Source organism: Methanolobus sp. ZRKC3, assembly GCF_045291275.1.
Taxonomy (GTDB): domain Archaea; phylum Halobacteriota; class Methanosarcinia; order Methanosarcinales; family Methanosarcinaceae; genus Methanolobus.
In genome coordinates this window covers 2,059,947-2,078,047 of record NZ_CP146982.1, presented here as the reverse complement: position 1 = coordinate 2,078,047, position 18,101 = coordinate 2,059,947, and the positions used below count along the sequence as shown (strand labels likewise).

The 18,101-nt window shown below is 46.6% G+C and carries 10 protein-coding genes, 2 tRNA genes and 4 rRNA genes; 9 read left to right on the top strand and 7 right to left on the bottom strand.

Annotated elements, in window-relative coordinates:
- Positions 1-110 precede the first annotated feature (110 nt).
- A complete protein-coding gene (locus V7O66_RS10600) occupies positions 111-395 on the top strand; it encodes a UPF0058 family protein (RefSeq protein WP_406660280.1) in 285 nt (94 codons plus the stop codon).
- Here V7O66_RS10600 and rimI read toward each other — a convergent pair.
- Entirely contained in the window at positions 392-913 is a 522-nt protein-coding gene (rimI, locus tag V7O66_RS10595) for a ribosomal protein S18-alanine N-acetyltransferase (RefSeq protein WP_406660279.1), read from the bottom strand. The two genes, V7O66_RS10600 and rimI, sit on opposite strands and share 4 nt — an antisense overlap.
- Positions 914-936: 23 nt before the next feature.
- Positions 937-2,781 carry an archaeosine synthase subunit alpha gene (arcS, locus tag V7O66_RS10590; protein WP_406660278.1) on the bottom strand — a complete coding sequence of 615 codons (1,845 nt, stop codon included), beginning with the start codon at positions 2,779-2,781 and terminating at the stop codon, positions 937-939.
- An 86-nt stretch (positions 2,782-2,867) separates the two neighbouring features.
- On the opposite strand from arcS, the gene V7O66_RS10585 reads away from it, so the two are divergent.
- Together V7O66_RS10585 and V7O66_RS10580 are read left to right on the top strand one after the other, a co-directional pair.
- Entirely contained in the window at positions 2,868-4,250 is a 1,383-nt protein-coding gene (locus tag V7O66_RS10585) for an FAD-binding oxidoreductase (RefSeq protein ID WP_406660277.1), read from the top strand.
- 1 nt (position 4,251) lies between these two features.
- The gene (locus V7O66_RS10580; RefSeq protein WP_406660276.1) at positions 4,252-5,310 is read left to right on the top strand and encodes a (Fe-S)-binding protein; all 1,059 of its coding nucleotides are present in this window, start codon (positions 4,252-4,254) and stop codon (positions 5,308-5,310) included.
- An 80-nt stretch (positions 5,311-5,390) separates the two neighbouring features.
- Here V7O66_RS10580 and V7O66_RS10575 read toward each other — a convergent pair whose 3' ends face one another.
- From V7O66_RS10575 to V7O66_RS10560, 4 genes are all read right to left on the bottom strand, one after another.
- On the bottom strand, positions 5,391-7,196 hold the full coding sequence (locus V7O66_RS10575; protein WP_406662638.1) for a YgiQ family radical SAM protein: 1,806 nt from the start codon (positions 7,194-7,196) through the stop codon (positions 5,391-5,393).
- Between the two features lie 53 nt (positions 7,197-7,249).
- Positions 7,250-7,888, bottom strand: a complete 639-nt coding sequence (locus V7O66_RS10570; protein WP_406660275.1) for an MBL fold metallo-hydrolase — start codon at positions 7,886-7,888, stop codon at positions 7,250-7,252.
- A 65-nt stretch (positions 7,889-7,953) separates the two neighbouring features.
- Positions 7,954-8,712 (bottom strand): TatD family hydrolase, encoded by a 759-nt coding sequence (locus tag V7O66_RS10565; protein ID WP_406660274.1) that lies wholly within the window; start codon positions 8,710-8,712, stop codon positions 7,954-7,956.
- 139 nt (positions 8,713-8,851) lie between these two features.
- Positions 8,852-10,390, bottom strand: coding sequence for a 2-isopropylmalate synthase (locus V7O66_RS10560; protein ID WP_406662636.1), 1,539 nt, complete (start codon positions 10,388-10,390; stop codon positions 8,852-8,854).
- A 693-nt stretch (positions 10,391-11,083) separates the two neighbouring features.
- Here V7O66_RS10560 and V7O66_RS10555 point away from each other — a divergent pair.
- The 6 genes from V7O66_RS10555 to rrf (V7O66_RS10530) all read left to right on the top strand — a co-directional run bounded on the left by V7O66_RS10555 (position 11,084) and on the right by rrf (V7O66_RS10530) (position 16,348).
- Positions 11,084-12,557, top strand: a 16S ribosomal RNA gene (locus tag V7O66_RS10555).
- An 87-nt stretch (positions 12,558-12,644) separates the two neighbouring features.
- Positions 12,645-12,717, top strand: a tRNA-Ala gene (locus tag V7O66_RS10550).
- A 123-nt stretch (positions 12,718-12,840) separates the two neighbouring features.
- Positions 12,841-15,769: ribosomal RNA gene (locus V7O66_RS10545) — 23S ribosomal RNA — on the top strand.
- A gap of 75 nt (positions 15,770-15,844) precedes the next feature.
- Positions 15,845-15,966 (top strand): 5S ribosomal RNA (gene rrf, locus V7O66_RS10540).
- A 159-nt stretch (positions 15,967-16,125) separates the two neighbouring features.
- Positions 16,126-16,197, top strand: a tRNA-Cys gene (locus V7O66_RS10535).
- Between the two features lie 29 nt (positions 16,198-16,226).
- Positions 16,227-16,348 (top strand): 5S ribosomal RNA (gene rrf, locus V7O66_RS10530).
- Together the 16S, 23S and 5S rRNA genes with 2 tRNA genes alongside form the textbook arrangement of a ribosomal RNA operon.
- Before the next feature lie 248 nt (positions 16,349-16,596).
- On the opposite strand, the gene V7O66_RS10525 is transcribed toward rrf (V7O66_RS10530), so the two are convergent.
- Positions 16,597-17,961, bottom strand: coding sequence for a sodium-dependent transporter (locus V7O66_RS10525; protein WP_406660273.1), 1,365 nt, complete (start codon positions 17,959-17,961; stop codon positions 16,597-16,599).
- Between the last annotated feature and the right edge of the window lie 140 nt (positions 17,962-18,101).

The following is an 18,101-nucleotide window of genomic DNA, read 5'->3' as shown; positions in this document are numbered from 1 at the left end:
TCGTTTCCGGGGGAAACGCCTTTATTATGAGGTATTGAAGTATTATCTGTTCATAATTTTTGAACAGTGCAGGATTGCACATATTTCATTCAAAGGTTAGGTTGGTTGGTATGCACAAAGATGAATTAATACAATTGCACACATTAATGGCACAAATTAAAAAACATGTTGAAAATTTAGGCACAGAATATAACTTCCAGGACTACAATTCTCTCTCCATAAGTCCCTTACACATCCATAGAAGTAAAGCTGAGCATAAACACGCTATTTTCGTACTGGGAAATGATCTTGCTTCCCTTCTTTCCATGGATGAACTTTCTGGCTTTGAACGTACTTCCATAAGAATGCAGGAACTTGCACACCGTGCAAATAATTACATTATCAAAAGCACTTAAATAAAATCAGTATTTCTGGAATAAGGTCTGTTTTCCAGTGGTGGCTGCAGGTTTGTCAGACTACCACTCTTGCTATTTTCCAGGGGAAGCAGTTGTCTTTTCATAATTATTCCGTCCTCTCCATCTGAATAGTAGCCATGCTCTATCCAGCACGGGATGAAATTCATACGGTTGTAGAGTTTCTGTGCCCCAAGGTTACTTACTCTGACCTCAAGACTGCTATATTTCAGGAACATTCCCTGGAAAATACCTATTATTGCCTTGATGAGCTGTGTGCCTATGCCATATCCCTGGTAACCTTCCCTGACTGCAAGTGAGAAAATTCTCCCTTCGTTCTCGGACAACTTATATCCCACGACAAATCCCACAACATGCCCCTTTTCCTCGGCAACAAGGAATCCCTCATTATTCATCTCATAGAAATTCATATAGAGAAAGGGGTTGTGTTCTGAAAATGCCACAGATTCGATCTCCAGCACTCCTTCAAAGTCCTCGGGCTCGAATTTGCGAATTATCATTTGCCTAAAACCCCCTTATCATTTCATTTTCCAATTTTCTTAACATGGCGCAGGTCTACTGCAACTCCCCTTGTGGATCCCTGCATTTCGGGTCCGCTCATGACAGCTCTTCCTACACAAATGGCATTCTCTCCCTGTACGAAGACCTCATCGTTAGGTCTTATGCGGGGGTCTGCCTTTACAACTCCTGGAGCAAGCAGGGAACCCTTGGGTACGAAGTCCTCGATAGTTACTATGTACTTATCGAAAGCCTGCATGAGTTCAACTCCTTCAATTGTTACTGCGAGAGTGCCGTATTGTGGTATAAGCGTAGCCAGTTGTGTTTTACCAGTAAAGCTTTGATATTTTGGGAACGGACTTTTGATGGTCGCTTCCGCAGGAACAAGTATGTCCCCGGCGCCACTGCCAAACTGATAATCGGCTACAGCGCGAAGCATCTCTCTCTTCCTTTCCTCAACATTGCGGTTTCTTCCCATGCTGTGCTTATCGGTCTCTTCTTTCAGGTTTCGCAGTGATTCCGGAGAGCCTACATTTCCGGAACTGGTATAGATGATCTCGACACCCAGTCTGTCACTGACGATTTCACATATCTGCTTGTAAGCATCCTCAACGTGGGCAATGATGGTCTTATACTCGTTCTTTTTGAGGTACTTTTCAAGACACGATGCAACCCATTCCTTCTCTTCCGCATCCCAGTATCCGGTCACTGCAGTATCGTAGTGTGCTGCCGGGTATGTCAGCTCCAGTTCCCTGGGTACTATTCCAAGAGGTGAGGTGATTATCATTTCCTGTACATACCTGCGATTCTTGCCAATTGCATTGATGAATTTCCAGTGTGAGTTGGATATGGAATATGGTTTCTTTGCAGAGCATGGCAGCAATACCAGTACATCCGCTTCAGGGGGGCTGTACCTTTCAATGACCCTTTCTGCAAATCTCACAACCTCTACCCTGCTTAGTGATTCGGTACTGTTTGCAGTCATTCCGCTAGATCTTACAATGGGATTTCTCTCTTCCAGATAGCTGTACTCGTTGTCTGCCAGTCTAAGAAGTGCGGTAAGCCATGGCCTGACCCTGCATTGTCCTTCCAGATATTCCCTCAGGACTCCTGCACGTATCTTTTCTCTTACAATTGCAAGTTCGCCTTCCAGCTCATTTATATTATGTTTCTCGAGTATCAGGGCACGTTCCTTCTTCCCCATCTTCCTAAGTTCAGCCAGATCTGTGCCGGAGCATGCTTCACATCTGCAGGGCAGTTCTGCAAGGGCATCCAGGTAGAATCTTCCTGACCTTGTGAGGTATATATCATTGTGTGCAGCAACAATAGCCTTTGTACTGTCAAAGACATCAACTCCAAGGTATGCAAGCATGGCGATATTTTCAGGTGTGCAGATATTCGGAGTGTAAACAGCGGTATCGGGGGAAATATTACCCTTCAATTCCAGAAGGCTGTGGAAGAACTTTTTAGCATTGTTATCAAAACATCCTGCCCCTTCCATAATATACATGTCACTTTTCCTGACATTCTGGCCGTGCCTGTAGACAGTTCCTATGGCCCCCTCGATATCAAAATCAAGACTGTCTGCAATGGCTATTGCTACATCATCAGGTGCTTCAGGCGGGAATGACTGGTGTGGAAGGATGATAAGTTTCTTCTCTCCTCCATCACGGCGTATTTCAGCTATCTTCTCTTCGGCTATCTTTGCTGAGCCCAGTCCCCATATGGAACCTGAATCTATTATCGGACTATCCTTTGCTTTCAAAGTCCTGGTATCCAGGATAAAAGGTGTCTGGATGATCTTTTCAAGGAGTAGCTTTCCTATCCTTGCCGCTCCGTCCCGCTGCTGTACCTCAAAATATCTTGTCATTGATGGCTAATAGGACTGGTTAGATGTAAATGTTTTGTATCAGCCAAAATACTTATATATGCCTATCCCTCTTAAAATCTGACTTAATGCAAAAAACTGATATACTTGGTAAATTGCAGGAGATAGTGGGTAATAAAAGAGTATCTACGTCGTCTGCTGAACTTTATTGTTATTCATGCGATGCTTCCCAGATAAAGGGGATGCCTGATTATGTCATCCGTCCGGAAAATACTGAGCAGGTAGCAGCGGTAGTGAAACTTGCTTATGATCAAGAGATACCTGTGGTAGCCAGGGGTGCAGGCACAGGTCTTGCCGGAGGCGCGGTTCCGGTTGAAGGGGGCATTGTGCTTGACATGTCTTCCATGGATAGGATCGTGGAAATGGATCTTGACAACCTTCAGGTAATAGTGGAAGCTGGTACTGTGCAGGCAAAACTCAACACTGCACTTGAACCTTTTGGCTTTTTTTTCCCTCCTGACCCCGGCAGCTCAGCCATGTGCACCATTGGCGGACTGATAGGGAACAATGGGAGTGGAATGCGCTCTGTCAAATACGGTACTACAAGAAGCTACGTACTCGGTCTTGAAGTGGTAATGGCAGACGGTACTATAATTAACACCGGATCCAAGGTGATGAAATCGGTATCTGGTTATTCATTAACAGACCTCTTTGTAGGTTCTGAGGGCACTCTTGGTGTCATCACAAAGGCAATTCTAAAAGTAATTGCAATTCCTAAGGAGCGATCTGTGCTTCTTGCATCATTTGAGAATCCTGAACTTGCAGGACAGGCTGTTGTAAAAACATTAGCTTCAGGAATTGTTCCATCCGCATGTGAGATCCTTGACCGGAATATCATCGAGGCTATCAATACCTATGCTCCTCATATTGGGATACCCGAGGCAGGTGCGATCCTTCTTTTCGAAGTTGATGGTACCAAAAATGCCGTGAAAGAAGGTATTGAAATGATCGGCGAAGTGTGTAAATCACTGGCAACAAGTGTCAAAATGGCTTCCGATAAGGCTGAAAGAGATGAGATATGGGCTGCAAGAAAGATGGTTGGTGCAGCTATTTCACGCCTTGATCCAATGCGCACTCGTGTTTATGTGGGTGAGGATGTGGGTGTACCTATTAAGGAAATTCCTGCAATGCTTCACAAGGTTCGTGAGATCTCAAAAGATTTCGATCTGCCTATCATGACCTATGGTCACATAGGGGATGGAAATTTGCACACTGGTATGTGTATCGATGTGCTGGAAGATGGCGATTGGGAGAAACTTCACAAAGCTGCTGACAAAATACATCATGAGGCTCTTTCACTTGGTGGTACAGTCACCGCAGAGCACGGGGTTGGCAGTGCAAGGTCTGATTTTATGGCATTGGAAGTAGGTAATGCTCTTGATGTGATGGTCTCTATTAAGAAAGCACTTGATCCAAAGGGAATAATGAATCCCGGGAAAATGGGGGTATAATATGAACGAAATAGATATGCGCTCAATTCTCAAATGTGTGCGCTGCGGAACATGTCGCTCAGTGTGCCCTGTATTTGATGTACTTGGATGGGAGTCATCCGGTGCTCGTGGAAGGATGCTGGTTGCACACGGTATTTCCCAGGGTCTTGAAGTTGATGAGGCTGTACTTGACAGTCTGAATACGTGTACCACATGTGGTATGTGTAAAGAGATGTGTCCTTCCGGCGCTTCCCCTACCACAGTGGTGGAGCAGACCAGACACCAGCTTGTGCTGCAAGGTAAGATGACAGAGGCCCAGAAAGAGCTACGTATCAATGCACTTGAAAAGGGCAATCCTCTTGGGGAGCCAAAGGACCGTATGGCCTGGCTGGGTGATTCCCGCAAGGATGCTGCGGATAAGGCTGAATATGTCTACTTTGCAGGTTGCCTGAGTTCATACAGGTTCCCTGAAGTTGCAAAGAGAACCTTCGATATACTGAAGAATTATGGTGTGACCGTACTCAAGGATGAGGTGTGCTGCAGTTCTCCGCTTCTGCGTACAGGTTCTGACCCTTCGGAGCTTATGTCAAAGAACCTTGAGCAAATAAAGGAAGTCGGTGCACATACTATAATCACAGGCTGTGCAGGCTGTTACTCCACTCTGAAAAAGGATTATCCCGAAGAGCTTAATGTGGTTCATGTGTCACAGTTCCTTTCAGACCGTCTCGAGGAGCTGGACCTGAGGAAACTGGACCTTAAGGTTGCATATCACGACCCCTGCCATCTTGGAAGATGCAGCGGTGTATTCGATGCTCCTCGTGAGCTTATAAAAGCAGTATGCGAGCTTGAGGAGCTTGAGAACATCCGTGAGAAATCCAAATGTTGTGGTGCAGGTGGCGGAGTACTCAAAGGTTATCCGGACCTGGCTCTTGAAATTTCAAAGAAGAGGGTTGAAGAGGTCCCTGAAGATGTGGACTATCTGGTCACAGTGTGTCCGCTTTGCCGGACCAATCTCCAGCGTGGCAGCGAGAAAGTGAAAGTAATAGACGTTCTCGATCTGCTTGAAATGTCTATGGGATAAAAAAGAAGAATAAAGGAGATATTTTTCTCCTTCCATTTTTTGTATTGATCATTTATTGATGTCTGGCAGAACTATTAGTTCTACCACCATCCATTCTTTCCACGCTTTTTCTTTGATGTCAAACAATTCCATGTATTACCTGCAAGATCGAGCCTGTCTGCCTGCTTCAGTCCTTCCATGACAAGGGAATGATTGCCTGTGTCCTTGTAATGCAATAGGGCTCGCTGTATATTCTTATCCTTGGGGGATGTGGCAACGTATATCTCCTTGTCTGTGAAGGGGTCTATGCCTGTGTGGAACATACAGGTTGCTGTGGTCATGGGCGTGGGTGTGAAATCCTGCACCTGTTTTGTGTACTTGTCCGTATCCCGGATGTACTCTGCGTTTTCTATCATGTCATCAAGTGTGCAACCTGGGTGTCCGGACATGAGGAATGCCACAAGGTACTGGTCCTTGCCAACTTTCTTGTTGATCTCGTTGAATTTCTCCTCGAATTTCTCGAAGGTTTCCCTGTTGGGCTTTTTCATGACCTTGGTGACATTGTCGGAATAGTGTTCGGGTGCCACCTTTAGCTGTCCGCTTACGTGATGCGCACAGAGCTCTTCCATATACTTTTCATCGAGAAGTGCAAGATCATAGCGTACGCCGTATCCTACGAATACCCTTGATATGCCTGGCATCTCCCTGAGTCTTTGCATAAGATCAATGAGTTTATCATGGCTTGTATTCAGTGAAGGACATGCACTGGGGTGAATGCAAAGCTTGTCCTTGCAGGTGCCATTCTTTTCCCAGTTCTTACAGTCCATGCCATACATATTGGCAGAAGGTCCGCCAAGTCCGTTGATGGTCCCCTTGAATCCCTTCATGTTCCTGAAGCGTTTTGCTTCTCTCATGATGGATTCGACACTGCGGCTTCTTATGACTCTTCCCTGGTGCATCACTATGGCACAGAATGAACAGGAGCCAAAGCATCCTCTGTGGGTATTGATAGAGAACCTGACCATGTCCAGTGCAGGGATCCTCTCCTTGTAGGAAGGATGTGCTTTTCTGGTGAAAGGAAGCTCATATACGTGATCAAGTTCCTCCTGTTTCAGGGGTCGCATTGGTTTGTTCTGTACAACAACTGTTTTTGGATGGACCTGGACAATACCCTTGCCGCGTACGGGGTCCTGTTCGTAATATGTATCTCTGAATGCCCTTGCATAGAGTGCCTTATCCTTTGAGACCTCTATGTAGGGTGATATCTCAATGTATTCCTTGAGTATCTCTTCCTTGTTTTCCTTCCACTTCTTTACTTCCATTTTCCAGGATGTGCCATCAATGTCAGTTATTTCCGAAACAGGTGTTCCTTTTTTCAGCCTGTCGGCAATCTCCAGTATCTGTAGCTCGCCCATGCCGTAGACCAGCAGATTTGCGGGTGCATCTGCAAGTATGGACTGGCGAACCTTGTCAGACCAGTAATCGTACTGGGCAAAGCGACGCAGTGATGCTTCAATTCCGCCGATTATGATAGGTACGTCAGGATACGCTTCCTTCAGTTTGTTAGAATAGACAACGCTTGCCCTGTTTGGGCGCATGCCTTCCTTATTGCCCGGTGAATAAGCATCTTCATGCCTCAATCTTTTTGATGGGGTGTAGTTGCTTACCATTGAATCGGTGTTTCCACCGCTAACTGCGAAAAAGAGACGTGGCTTGCCAAGCTTCTTGAAATCATCTGCATTCTCCCATTTGGGCTGTGCGATAACTCCCACTCTGTATCCTGAATTTTCCAGTACTCTGCCTATGATACTTGAGCCGAAACCTGGGTGGTCAACATATGCATCTCCTGTGACTATTATAACATCAAACTCATCCCAGCCATTTATTTTCGCCTCATCGAGGCTCATGGGGAGGAACTCTGACTTATTCTGATGCTTGTTTTTTATCTTGATCATGTTAATTATAAAAGGATGCTTCTGGACATCTTAAGGGATTGTTCTATCTGCTCGTTGACGTTGTCGGATGTTGCCATGCCGTGTCCCGGATATAGGGTTTGGACGTCTAGTTGTACGAGCTTCTTGATGGATTCTGTGATCATCAAACGGTTGCCACCTTTAAAATCGGTGCGCCCTATACTGCCATTTGGGAACACGGTATCTCCTGAAAAGAGACTCTTTGAAGTCGATTCGTAAAGGCAGATACCTCCGGGTGTGTGTCCGGGTGTGTGTATTAGCTCAAGGATTTCATCACTGCCAATTGGTATCTTTTCTCCTTCTTCAAGCAGCATATCTGGTTCAAGATCAAAATTCTTGTACCCAAATGCATTTGAGGCGTTTGCGTCGTTGTCCTTCAACAAAGCCGCATCATCCTTGTGTATTGCTATCCGTGCACCACTCTTTTCCGCTATTTCCAAGGCAGCAGCGCTGTGATCGAAGTGGCAGTGTGTGAGTATGATAAGCTCGAGTTCCTTGATGCCTATGTTCTTTTCTATTTCTGCCAGCAGGGCAGAAGTGTTAATTCCTGTGTCTATGAGTACCCTGCCATTGACAAGATATGAGTTGGCATCGTAAAGGCCTGCATTGAATTGTTTTACCTGCATGCTTTTTTACTTCCTTATGGTTTAAACGCGTTAAAAATATGGTTAAAATGATAGCTAAAATTGATCTAGAGGCCAAATGCTCTGCGGGTATTTTGGAGTGTCGACTGTGCTACCTCGGATTCATCAATTCCTTTAAGGCTGGCTATTTCCGGCACTGAATCAAGAACAAATGCTGGCTCATTCCTTCCCTTGCGGGGTGAAAGATACGGGCTGTCAGTCTCTATGAGCATATTCTCAAGAGGCAGTTGCTTTGCGATGGACTTGTGATGCTCGGAGAAACACACCAGGGTGGGTACGGATACGAAGTAACCTGCATCTACAATGTTCTGCATTGTCTCTATGGAACCCCCATAGCAGTGGAAGACCACGGTATCCAGGTGACTGGTAAGTTGCAGGGCGATGTCCTCGGCTTCTCTTCCATGTATCACCAGTGGCTTGTCGTAGTTGTCAGCAATATCGATTACCTGCTTGAATACCTCTATTTGTTTTTCACGACCTGCTTCACTCTTACAGTAGTAATGGTCCAGTCCTGCTTCTCCAATTCCCACGATCCTGTCAATATTCCTCTCTATCTGGTTGAGTATCTGTTTGATCTGCTCTTCATCGGAATCCGGGGCCATATGGGGATTGAGGCCGAGGGTTGCATGTACATGGTCATACTTTCTGGAAAGCTCCAGGGTCGTGGTGTTTGTTTTGTAGTCCACTCCTGAATTTATCATCTCGATAACCCCTGCCTTTCTTGCGCTTTCAATGACCTCTGCCTGGTCCTTATTGAATTTTGGAAAATCCAGATGGCAGTGGGAGTCGATTACCTGATATTTCATAATAGTACCTTTTCTTGGTGGTGTGGGGATATGTGGAGAAGGGTATAAAAGCATCCCTTAAAGGGATTTACCGTTGTAAATTTTATTTCCTGTTTCCCGGTAGCAGTAAAAAGGGAGTATACCTCCCTTTTAAAAGATATTACTGCATACTCCAGAGTTTCTTCTTTTCCAGAAGAATATTGATGGCTGTGATGAGTGCATCCACGGATGCTGTTGCTATATCTGTGCTTGCGGATTGTGCATTGACGACTCTACCTTCCTCATCTTCCACTGAAATGGTAACTTCGGCAAGTGCATCGCTTCCGCCGGTTATTGCTTCAAGCCTGTAATCCCGGACTTTGATCTTATTGTAGCCACCCATCATGTCTTCCACAGCTTTGAGGGCTGCGTCAATGGGTCCGACTCCATAGTTCGATGCAACGACTTCTTCATCGCCAATAACAGCCCTGACGACTGCAGTTGGTGTTGTAAGGTTACCTGTCATCACAGAGAATTCCTTGAGCGTGATGGTTTCCTTTCCGAGGTTCCTGCCAAGCACAGAGGATGCTACTGCATAAAGGTCAGCATCACATATGCGCTTGCCCTTGTTTGCTATATCCTTTATCTTGACGAGTATCTCTCCCAGCTGCTCCGCAGTTGGCTGGATTCCCATCTCCTGCAGGGATTTCTCGACTGCATGGCTACCAGCATGTTTGCCAATAACTATGCGACGGCGGTGTCCCACCATTTCAGGAGTCATGATACCTGGCTCGAATGTATCGGATTTCTCGAGTACTCCATGTGTGTGGATGCCTGATTCATGGGCAAATGCATTATCGCCTACAATTGGTGTATTTGGCGGGAAGTGCACACCTGTGAAGTTCTCTACCATCTTTGATGTTTCAAGTAGGTATTCTGTTTTGATGTTTGTTTTTGCTCCGTATATGGAATGCAGGCACATGACCACTTCTGCAAGGTTTGCATTACCAGCGCGTTCTCCAATGCCGTTTACTGTAACCTGCACCTGGCTTGCTCCTGCTTCCGTTGCCATAAGACTGTTGCCCACAGCAATTCCAAAATCATTGTGGCAGTGTACATCAATAGGGATATTCACTTCACTATTGATGTTTTTGATGAGCTGGTACATCCCGGAAGGTGACATAATTCCTACTGTGTCGGGTACATTGATGATGTCACATCCGGCCTTTTCGACGTCCTTATAGATATCTATAAGGTAGTCAAGGTCAGTTCTTGTTGCATCCATTGCGGAGAACATGCATTTTGCGCCGTGTTCCTTGATGTACTCGATGGCATCAATTGCCATTGCAGTTACTTCTTCCCTGCTCTTTTTGATGGTGTGTATTCTCTGTATGTCTGATGTTGATACAAATGTGTGTATCATATCGACATCACAATCTATGCAGGCGTCCAGATCTTTACGAAGGACGCGGGCAAGACCACAGACATCAAGACTGAGCCCTTCGTTGGCAATAGCTCTTACATTTTGCTTTTCACCCTCTGATGAAATGGGAAAACCAGCTTCGATAACATCAACGCCAAGTTTGTCAAGTTGTCTTGCAATCTTGAGTTTCTGTTCGTTTGTAAGAGATACGCCTGGTGTCTGTTCACCATCGCGCAGTGTTGTGTCAAAAATAGTCTTGTGCTTGCCTACGAGGGATTCATCGCCGTAAAAAGCGATCCCTCAGTTGTACAGTTGGATTCATGATAATCGTTTTGGCTTGTCTGTAATAATATAAATAAGTACTGTTAACAAAAAGGATTTTTGCTGTAAGTTTGTAATTCAGATCAGAGTATCCACATAAGCTTTTTATAGGTTCCTCTCCTTCAGAGGGTGCTCTCACTGAGCTGATCTATGCAGGTATTGCTTGCGTAATACAGTCTTATTGTGAAAGCTTGATGGAGTTCAATGGATTCCCTCAATATCAGCTCTCTATTAACGGCACATATTCGCTTCTAATCTCTCCTGATTCGGAAGCCTTATATGCAATGGCTGTATTAGTAGGGTTCCGCGTAAACAGCGCGTTGACAGGAGCTTTTTCTTGTCATGAATCACGTTCATCCAAGGTCTTTGATGAAACACTTCGAATCTCGCTGGTTCGGAATGTTTATATATCATCGGTTCCTTGTAGGAGTCCTCGCACAGCGCGAGAGACTTATTATTGTCTTCTAATCATAAGTGGAGGCAGGAGTTATTTCCTGTCTGACGTTGGATTTGGCAGTTCGGTTAATTCTGACCGGTAGTGTATAATATACTATCAATAGAGAATTAGCCAAACTATATGTGCAAAGTGAATAAACTCTTTAGAGTTTTTCCGATCGATTCTTTAAAGACTTCCAAGTGAAGTAGACTTAAATTTGTGTGTGATCAACAATTCTGGTTGATCCTGCCAGAGGTCACTGCTATCGGTGTGCGATTAAGCCATGCGAGTCAAATGTTCTTCGTGAACATGGCGAACTGCTCAGTAACACGTGGATAACCTGCCCTAAGGTTCGGCATAACTCCGGGAAACTGGAGATAATACCGAATAAACCAGATATGCTGGAATGCTTTTTGGTTAAAAGTTCCGACGCCTTAGGATGGATCTGCGGCCTATCAGGTAGTAGTGGGTGTAATGTACCTACTAGCCTACGACGGGTACGGGTTGTGAGAGCAAGAGCCCGGAGATGGATTCTGAGACATGAATCCAGGCCCTACGGGGCGCAGCAGGCGCGAAAACTTTACAATGCGGGAAACCGCGATAAGGGGACACCGAGTGCCAGCATTTATGTTGGCTGTCCACATGTTTAAACGGCATGTGTTAGCAAGGGCCGGGCAAGACCGGTGCCAGCCGCCGCGGTAACACCGGCGGCCCGAGTGGTGACCACTATTATTGGGTCTAAAGGGTCCGTAGCCGGTTTGATCAGTCTTCCGGGAAATCTGACAGCTCAACTGTTAGGCTTCTGGGGGATACTGTCAGACTTGGGACCGGGAGAGGTAAGAGGTACTACAGGGGTAGGAGTGAAATCTTGTAATCCCTGTGGGACCACCAGTGGCGAAGGCGTCTTACCAGAACGGGTCCGACGGTGAGGGACGAAAGCTGGGGGCACGAACCGGATTAGATACCCGGGTAGTCCCAGCCGTAAACGATGCTCGCTAGGTGTCTGGGACGGTGCGACCGTTTCAGGTGCCGCAGGGAAGCCGTGAAGCGAGCCACCTGGGAAGTACGGCCGCAAGGCTGAAACTTAAAGGAATTGGCGGGGGAGCACTACAACGGGTGGAGCCTGCGGTTTAATTGGACTCAACGCCGGAAAACTCACCTGGGGCGACAGCAATATGTAGGTCAGGCTAAAGGTCTTACCTGAATCGCTGAGAGGAGGTGCATGGCCGTCGTCAGTTCGTACTGTGAAGCATCCTGTTAAGTCAGGCAACGAGCGAGACCCGTGCCCACTGTTGCCAGCATGTCCTTCGGGATGATGGGTACTCTGTGGGGACCGCTGGTGCTAAACCAGAGGAAGGTGCGGGCTACGGTAGGTCAGTATGCCCCGAATCTCCAGGGCTACACGCGGGCTACAATGGTCGGGACAATGGGTTCCTACCCTGAAAGGGGTTGGTAATCTCATAAACCCGCCCTTAGTTCGAATTGAGGGCTGCAACTCGCCCTCATGAAGCTGGAATCCGTAGTAATCGCGTTTCAATATAGCGCGGTGAATACGTCCCTGCTCCTTGCACACACCGCCCGTCAAACCACCCGAGTGAGGTATGGGTGAGGGCACGGATTTTGTGCCGTGTTCGAACCTAAATTTCGCAAGGGGGGTTAAGTCGTAACAAGGTAGCCGTAGGGGAATCTGCGGCTGGATCACCTCCTAAGCAGACTGACACAAAGTCAGTCACCATTACCGGTCAGAAATCGAAAAACTGCCAAATCCAAAATTGGGACAACAATAGTCCTAAGGGGCTTGTAGATCAGTTGGGAGATCGTCGCCTTTGCAAGGCGAAGGCCCTGGGTTCGAATCCCAGCAAGTCCATACTAGTGCACCAGGCAAGTAACTTTGCCCGGGAAGGATGAAGTGATCGGCGTACCCACGTCGGTTGCAATGAGATCGTGTATAAGCATGCATATATCAGACGCTCACTGGACAAAGTGAGGTGGACTCTGGTAATTATGCCTTCAGGTGGATGGCTCGGCTCAAGGGCTGAAGAGGGACGTGCCAAGCTGCGATAAGCCCAGGGTAGGTGCATGGAACCTATGAACCTGGGATCTCCTAATGGGTCTTCCTAATGCGTTTTGCGCATTGATCAGTAATGATCGGGAACGCCCCGAATTGAAGCATCTTAGTAGGGGCAGGAAAAGAAATCGAAGAGATGCCGTTAGTAATGGCGAATGAACACGGCACAGTTCAAACTGAATCCCGCCAGTAATGCGCGGGAGATGTGGTGTTATAGGTTTTTCCTAAAGGTCCCACTCAATTCAAGTTAAACTTTTCTGGAACGTTAGACCATAGAGTGTGATAGTCACGTAGACAAGAATTGAAGGATCTGGGATGTAACCTGAGTAGCGTGAGTTGGAATTCTCGCGTGAATTTGGGAGGCACCAACTTCCAAAACTAAATACTTCTTGAGACCGATAGCGAACTAGTAGGGTGACCGAAAACTGAAAAGTACCCCAAGAAGGGAGGTTAAAAGTGCCTGAAACCTGAAGGTGATGGAGCAATATGGCATAAAAGGATCTTTGATATGAAGGAAACAGTCGCGAGGCTGCAGTACGAATATCACTGCCAGTGTCATATTTTACGTTTTGAAGAACGGGCCAGGGAGTGTATTCAAGTGGCGATGGCTAACTTTTTACTTAGGAAGCCGAAGCGAAAGCAACATGCGCGCAACCGCAAGGTGAGGCGCGACGTATACAAGTGCGTGGAGTCACTAGGATACGACCCGAAGCCGGGTGATCTAGGCGTGGGCAGGTTGAAGCGTGGCGAAAGCTACGTGGAGGACCGCAAGCGGTATTGATCTGCAAATCATTCGTGTGACCTGCGTCTCGGAGTGAAAGGCTAATCTAACCCGGCATCAGCTGGTTCCTTCCGAAACATGTCGTAGCATGACCTGACTGGAGATTGTCGGTGAAGTAGAGCACTGATTGGTGGTCCCGGGGGAGAAATCCCTCAGCTGCTTGTCAAACTCCAAACTCACCGTCGTCGAAGAAAGTTGGAGTCCGGACTACTGGGGTAAGCTTGTAGTCCGTAAGGGAGACAACCCAGCCCGTGGTTAAGGTCCCTCAGTGTCGACTAAGTGTTAATACTAAAGGGCGTCCTAAGCCCTAGACAGCTGGAAGGTTAGCTTAGAAGCAGCTATCCTTTAAAGAGTGCGTAACAGCCCACCAGTCGAGGTTTGGGGCCCCGAAAATGGACGGGGCTCAAGTCGACCACCGATACCACGGAGTACCGCAAGGTAATCTCGTAGGAAGGCGTTGCGTTCGGGCAGAAGCAGGGCTGTGAAGTCCTGTGGACCGTGCGGAAACGAAAATCCTGGTAATAGTAACAGCATAGATGGGTGAGAATCCCATCCGCCGAAGGGGCTAGGTTTCCTCGGCAATGATCGTCAGCCGAGGGTTAGTCGGTCCTAAGACGTACCGTAATTCGAGTACGCCGAAAGGGAAACAGGTTAATATTCCTGTACCTCATGACAATAAAACTGACGTTTTTGGGCAGGCTGAGCGGCGCCGTCGCGCCGTCTAAGCACCGAATCCCGTGGAGAGCCGTAATGGCGAGAAGCGGGGGAATGTGTTATGGCGAAAGTCAGCTTCACCCGGGAACCCGTGAAAAGGAAGTTATGAGTCCGTACCGAGAACTGACACAGGTGCCCCTAGCTGAAAAGGCTAAGGCGTGTCGGAAAAATTTGGTTAAGGGAATTCGGCAAATTAGCTCCGTAACTTCGGGAGAAGGAGTGCCTGCTGTGAAGACAGCAGGTCGCAGTGACAAGAGAGCTCTAACTGTCTAATATCAACATAGGAGATCGCAAATCCGTAAGGACTAGTACGATCTCTGAATCCTGCTCAGTGCAGGTACCTGAAACTCTGTTTCAACGGAACGAAGGGCCTGTAAACAGCGGGGGTAACTATGACCCTCTTAAGGTAGCGTAGTACCTTGTCGCTTAATTGGCGACTTGCATGAATGGATCAATGAGAGCTCTACTGTCCCTAACCAGAGTCCGGTGAAGCTTACATTCTAGTGCAGAGTCTAGAGACCTCTAGGGGGAAGTGAAGACCCCGTGGAGCTTTACTGCAGCCTGTCGCTGGGTTGTGATTTTGGATGTACAGTGTAGGTAGGAGACATCGAAGGTGGTGCGCCAGCATCACTGGAGTCGTCATTGGGACACTACCCTTCCAAAATTACGACCCTAACTCTGTGAAGAGGACCCCGATAGGTGGGCAGTTTGCCTGGGGCGGGACGCCCTTGAAAAGATATCAAGGGCGCGCAATGGTTGACTCAAGTGGGTCGGAAACCCACTGAAGAGTGCAAGAGCATAAGTCAGCCTGACGTTATTCAGCACAGTAGTGGATGACGAGACGAAAGTCGGTTCTAGCGAACTTTTGTACTCGCTTGGTGCGAGTCAAAAATGACAGAAAAGTTACCCCGGGGATAATTGAGTCGTTGCCGGCAAGAGCACATATCGACCCGGCAGCTTGCTACCTCGATGTCGGTTCTTTCCATCCTGGCTGTGCAGCAGCAGCCAAGGGTGAGGTTGTTCGCCTATTAAAGGAGATCGTGAGCTGGGTTTAGACCGTCGTGAGACAGGTCGGTTACTATCTACTAGAGGTGTATGTGGTCTGAGGGTAAGCTACTTTTAGTACGAGAGGAACAGAGTAGCGGCGCCACTGGTCGATCGGTTGTCTGACAAGGCATTGCCGAGTAGCTACGCGCTAAGGAATAAGAGCTGAATGCATCTAAGCTCGAAATCTGACCTAAAAAGAGACTACGTTAAGGATTCCGGTAGAAGACCGGTTTGATAGAGTCGGGATGTACGCACCAAGGCAACGAGGTGTTCAGTCCACGGCTACTAACCATCCGTGCCTCTCTACCTTGCTTTGTCCAGGCGAAATCTGATATATGCATGATTATTATACACGTCCTTTTCATCAAATTCATCGTGAGTGAGTTTGGCGGCCATAGCGGCGGGGCAATTCCTGTACCCATCCCGAACACAGAAGATAAGTCCGCCAGCGTTCCTTACTGTACTGAAGTATGAGAGTCTTCGGGAACTCTGGATCGCTGCCATCTCACTTGCTATTCTTAACTATTTTTTTCTGATATTTACATGCCTGAGTTCTACTTTTATTTGTTCTCGATATTCATCATCTCTACCACTGAAAAGCTGCTTCTGCTTTGTTTTAGTAAAGTATAAATACAATGCTCACTTCAGAGGGATGCTTATCTTATGCCAAGATGGCGGAGCGGCTACGCAATCGCCTGCAGAGCGATACCATTCCGGTTCGAATCCGGATCTTGGCTTTACCTTCATTGAATTCACTGTGAGTGAGTTTGGCGGCCATAGCGGCGGGGCAATTCCTGTACCCATCCCGAACACAGAAGATAAGTCCGCCAGCGTTCCTTACTGTACTGAAGTATGAGAGTCTTCGGGAACTCTGGATCGCTGCCATCTCACTTACTATTCTTAACTTTTTCTGATATTTGCATGCCTGAGTTTTACTTCTTTATTGACATCCAGTCATATGCATTTTTTGAGTTACGATAATTTTAGATTGGATACTTCTGCTAATGACTATTATCTGAATACTAATATACTCAAAAGATGCTATATGGCTTGCAAATAATTCACTGAATGTGTTTCTCTTTTATTAGAAAAAGGGTCCATGGACCCTTGTTTATTTTTTAAAATGTTTGCAGGGTCTAGATCCATCCCTTCACCAGTACAATGATTATCACAAGAGGCAGTACGAAGGTCACATAGGGTCTGATCCAACCTGGGAATTTCACGCCTTCTCCTAAATTAGCCTCTTCCATGAATTTATCCCATCCCCATCCGAATTTGTAGGTGCAGAACAGTACAAAGGAAAGGGCACCTATGGGTAGGATATTGTTACTGAATATGAAGTCCTCAAGATCAAGTATTCCGGTTCCGGGTCCAAATGGCTGTATCCAGCTTAGGGGACCGAAACTCAAGGCACAGGGCAGGGATAGTATGAATATTGCAACAGAATTGATAGTTGCAGCTTTCTTTCTCCCCCATCCCCATTCATCAATGGTAAATGCCATGATATTCTCAAAAACAGCTATTGCAGTTGTCATGGCTGCAAAGGAAAGGAAAATAAAGAACAATGATCCCCATATCTGTCCGCCTGCCATCTGATTGAATATATTTGGCAACGTGACAAAGATGAGTCCCGGTCCGGATCCTGCATCAACTCCGAACGCAAAGGCTGCGGGGAATATCACAAGTCCTGCAAGCAAGGCTATTGACGTATCCAGTGCTACAACATTGATGGATTCTCCTGTCAGACGTTTCTCTTTCCCGATATAGCTGCCAAAGATGGCCATACTTCCAATGCCTATGCTCAGGGTGAAAAATGCCTGACCCATTGCTGCATAAACAGCTTCCCAATCCAGCATGGAAAAGTCCGGTCTCAGATAGAAGTCAATTCCAGCAGCAGCCCCGGGCAGTGTGACTGAGCGTATGACGAGTGCTATTAGAATAATAAAAAGGCCAGACATTAGTGTTTTTCCAAACCTTTCAACGCCTGCCTGCAATCCTTTTGAGCATATCCAGAATCCCAATACTACAACAACAGTCATCCAGAAAACGATTGCAGGTGTATTCTGCAGGAAGGCCCCGAAAAATGCATCAATACCATCAGGACTCAGTCCATTGAACCTGCCTGTGATCGTATAGTAAATATAAGCAAACCCCCATCCTGCAACTGTTGTATAGAACATCATCAGCAGAACATTTCCAAGTATAGCAAGATAACCGAAAACATGCCATTTAGTCCCTGGCTTTTCCAGCTTTTTCATGGAACCGGCTATATTCAACCTTCCTGCCCTACCTATGGAATATTCCATAACAAGGATTGGAAGTCCAAGTAAGAGCAGAAATGCAAGGTATACTGCAACAAAGGCTCCTCCTCCATATTTTCCAGTGATGAATGGAAATCTCCAGATATTTCCAAGACCAATGGCACACCCGGCTGATATCAGCAGGAAACCAATTCTTGTGGCAAGCTGCTCACGCTCCGGTTTATTATTTCTTTCAGACATATTTATCACCCACACAAAAAGCAATTCCAATTTTAGAATGCATTTAAAATTGGTATTGACTACTATTTTAATATTTTCAGTCAGGTTTCATAATTTTCATGTATTTTGCCGCTGAATCCGGGTTATCTATAAATACCACA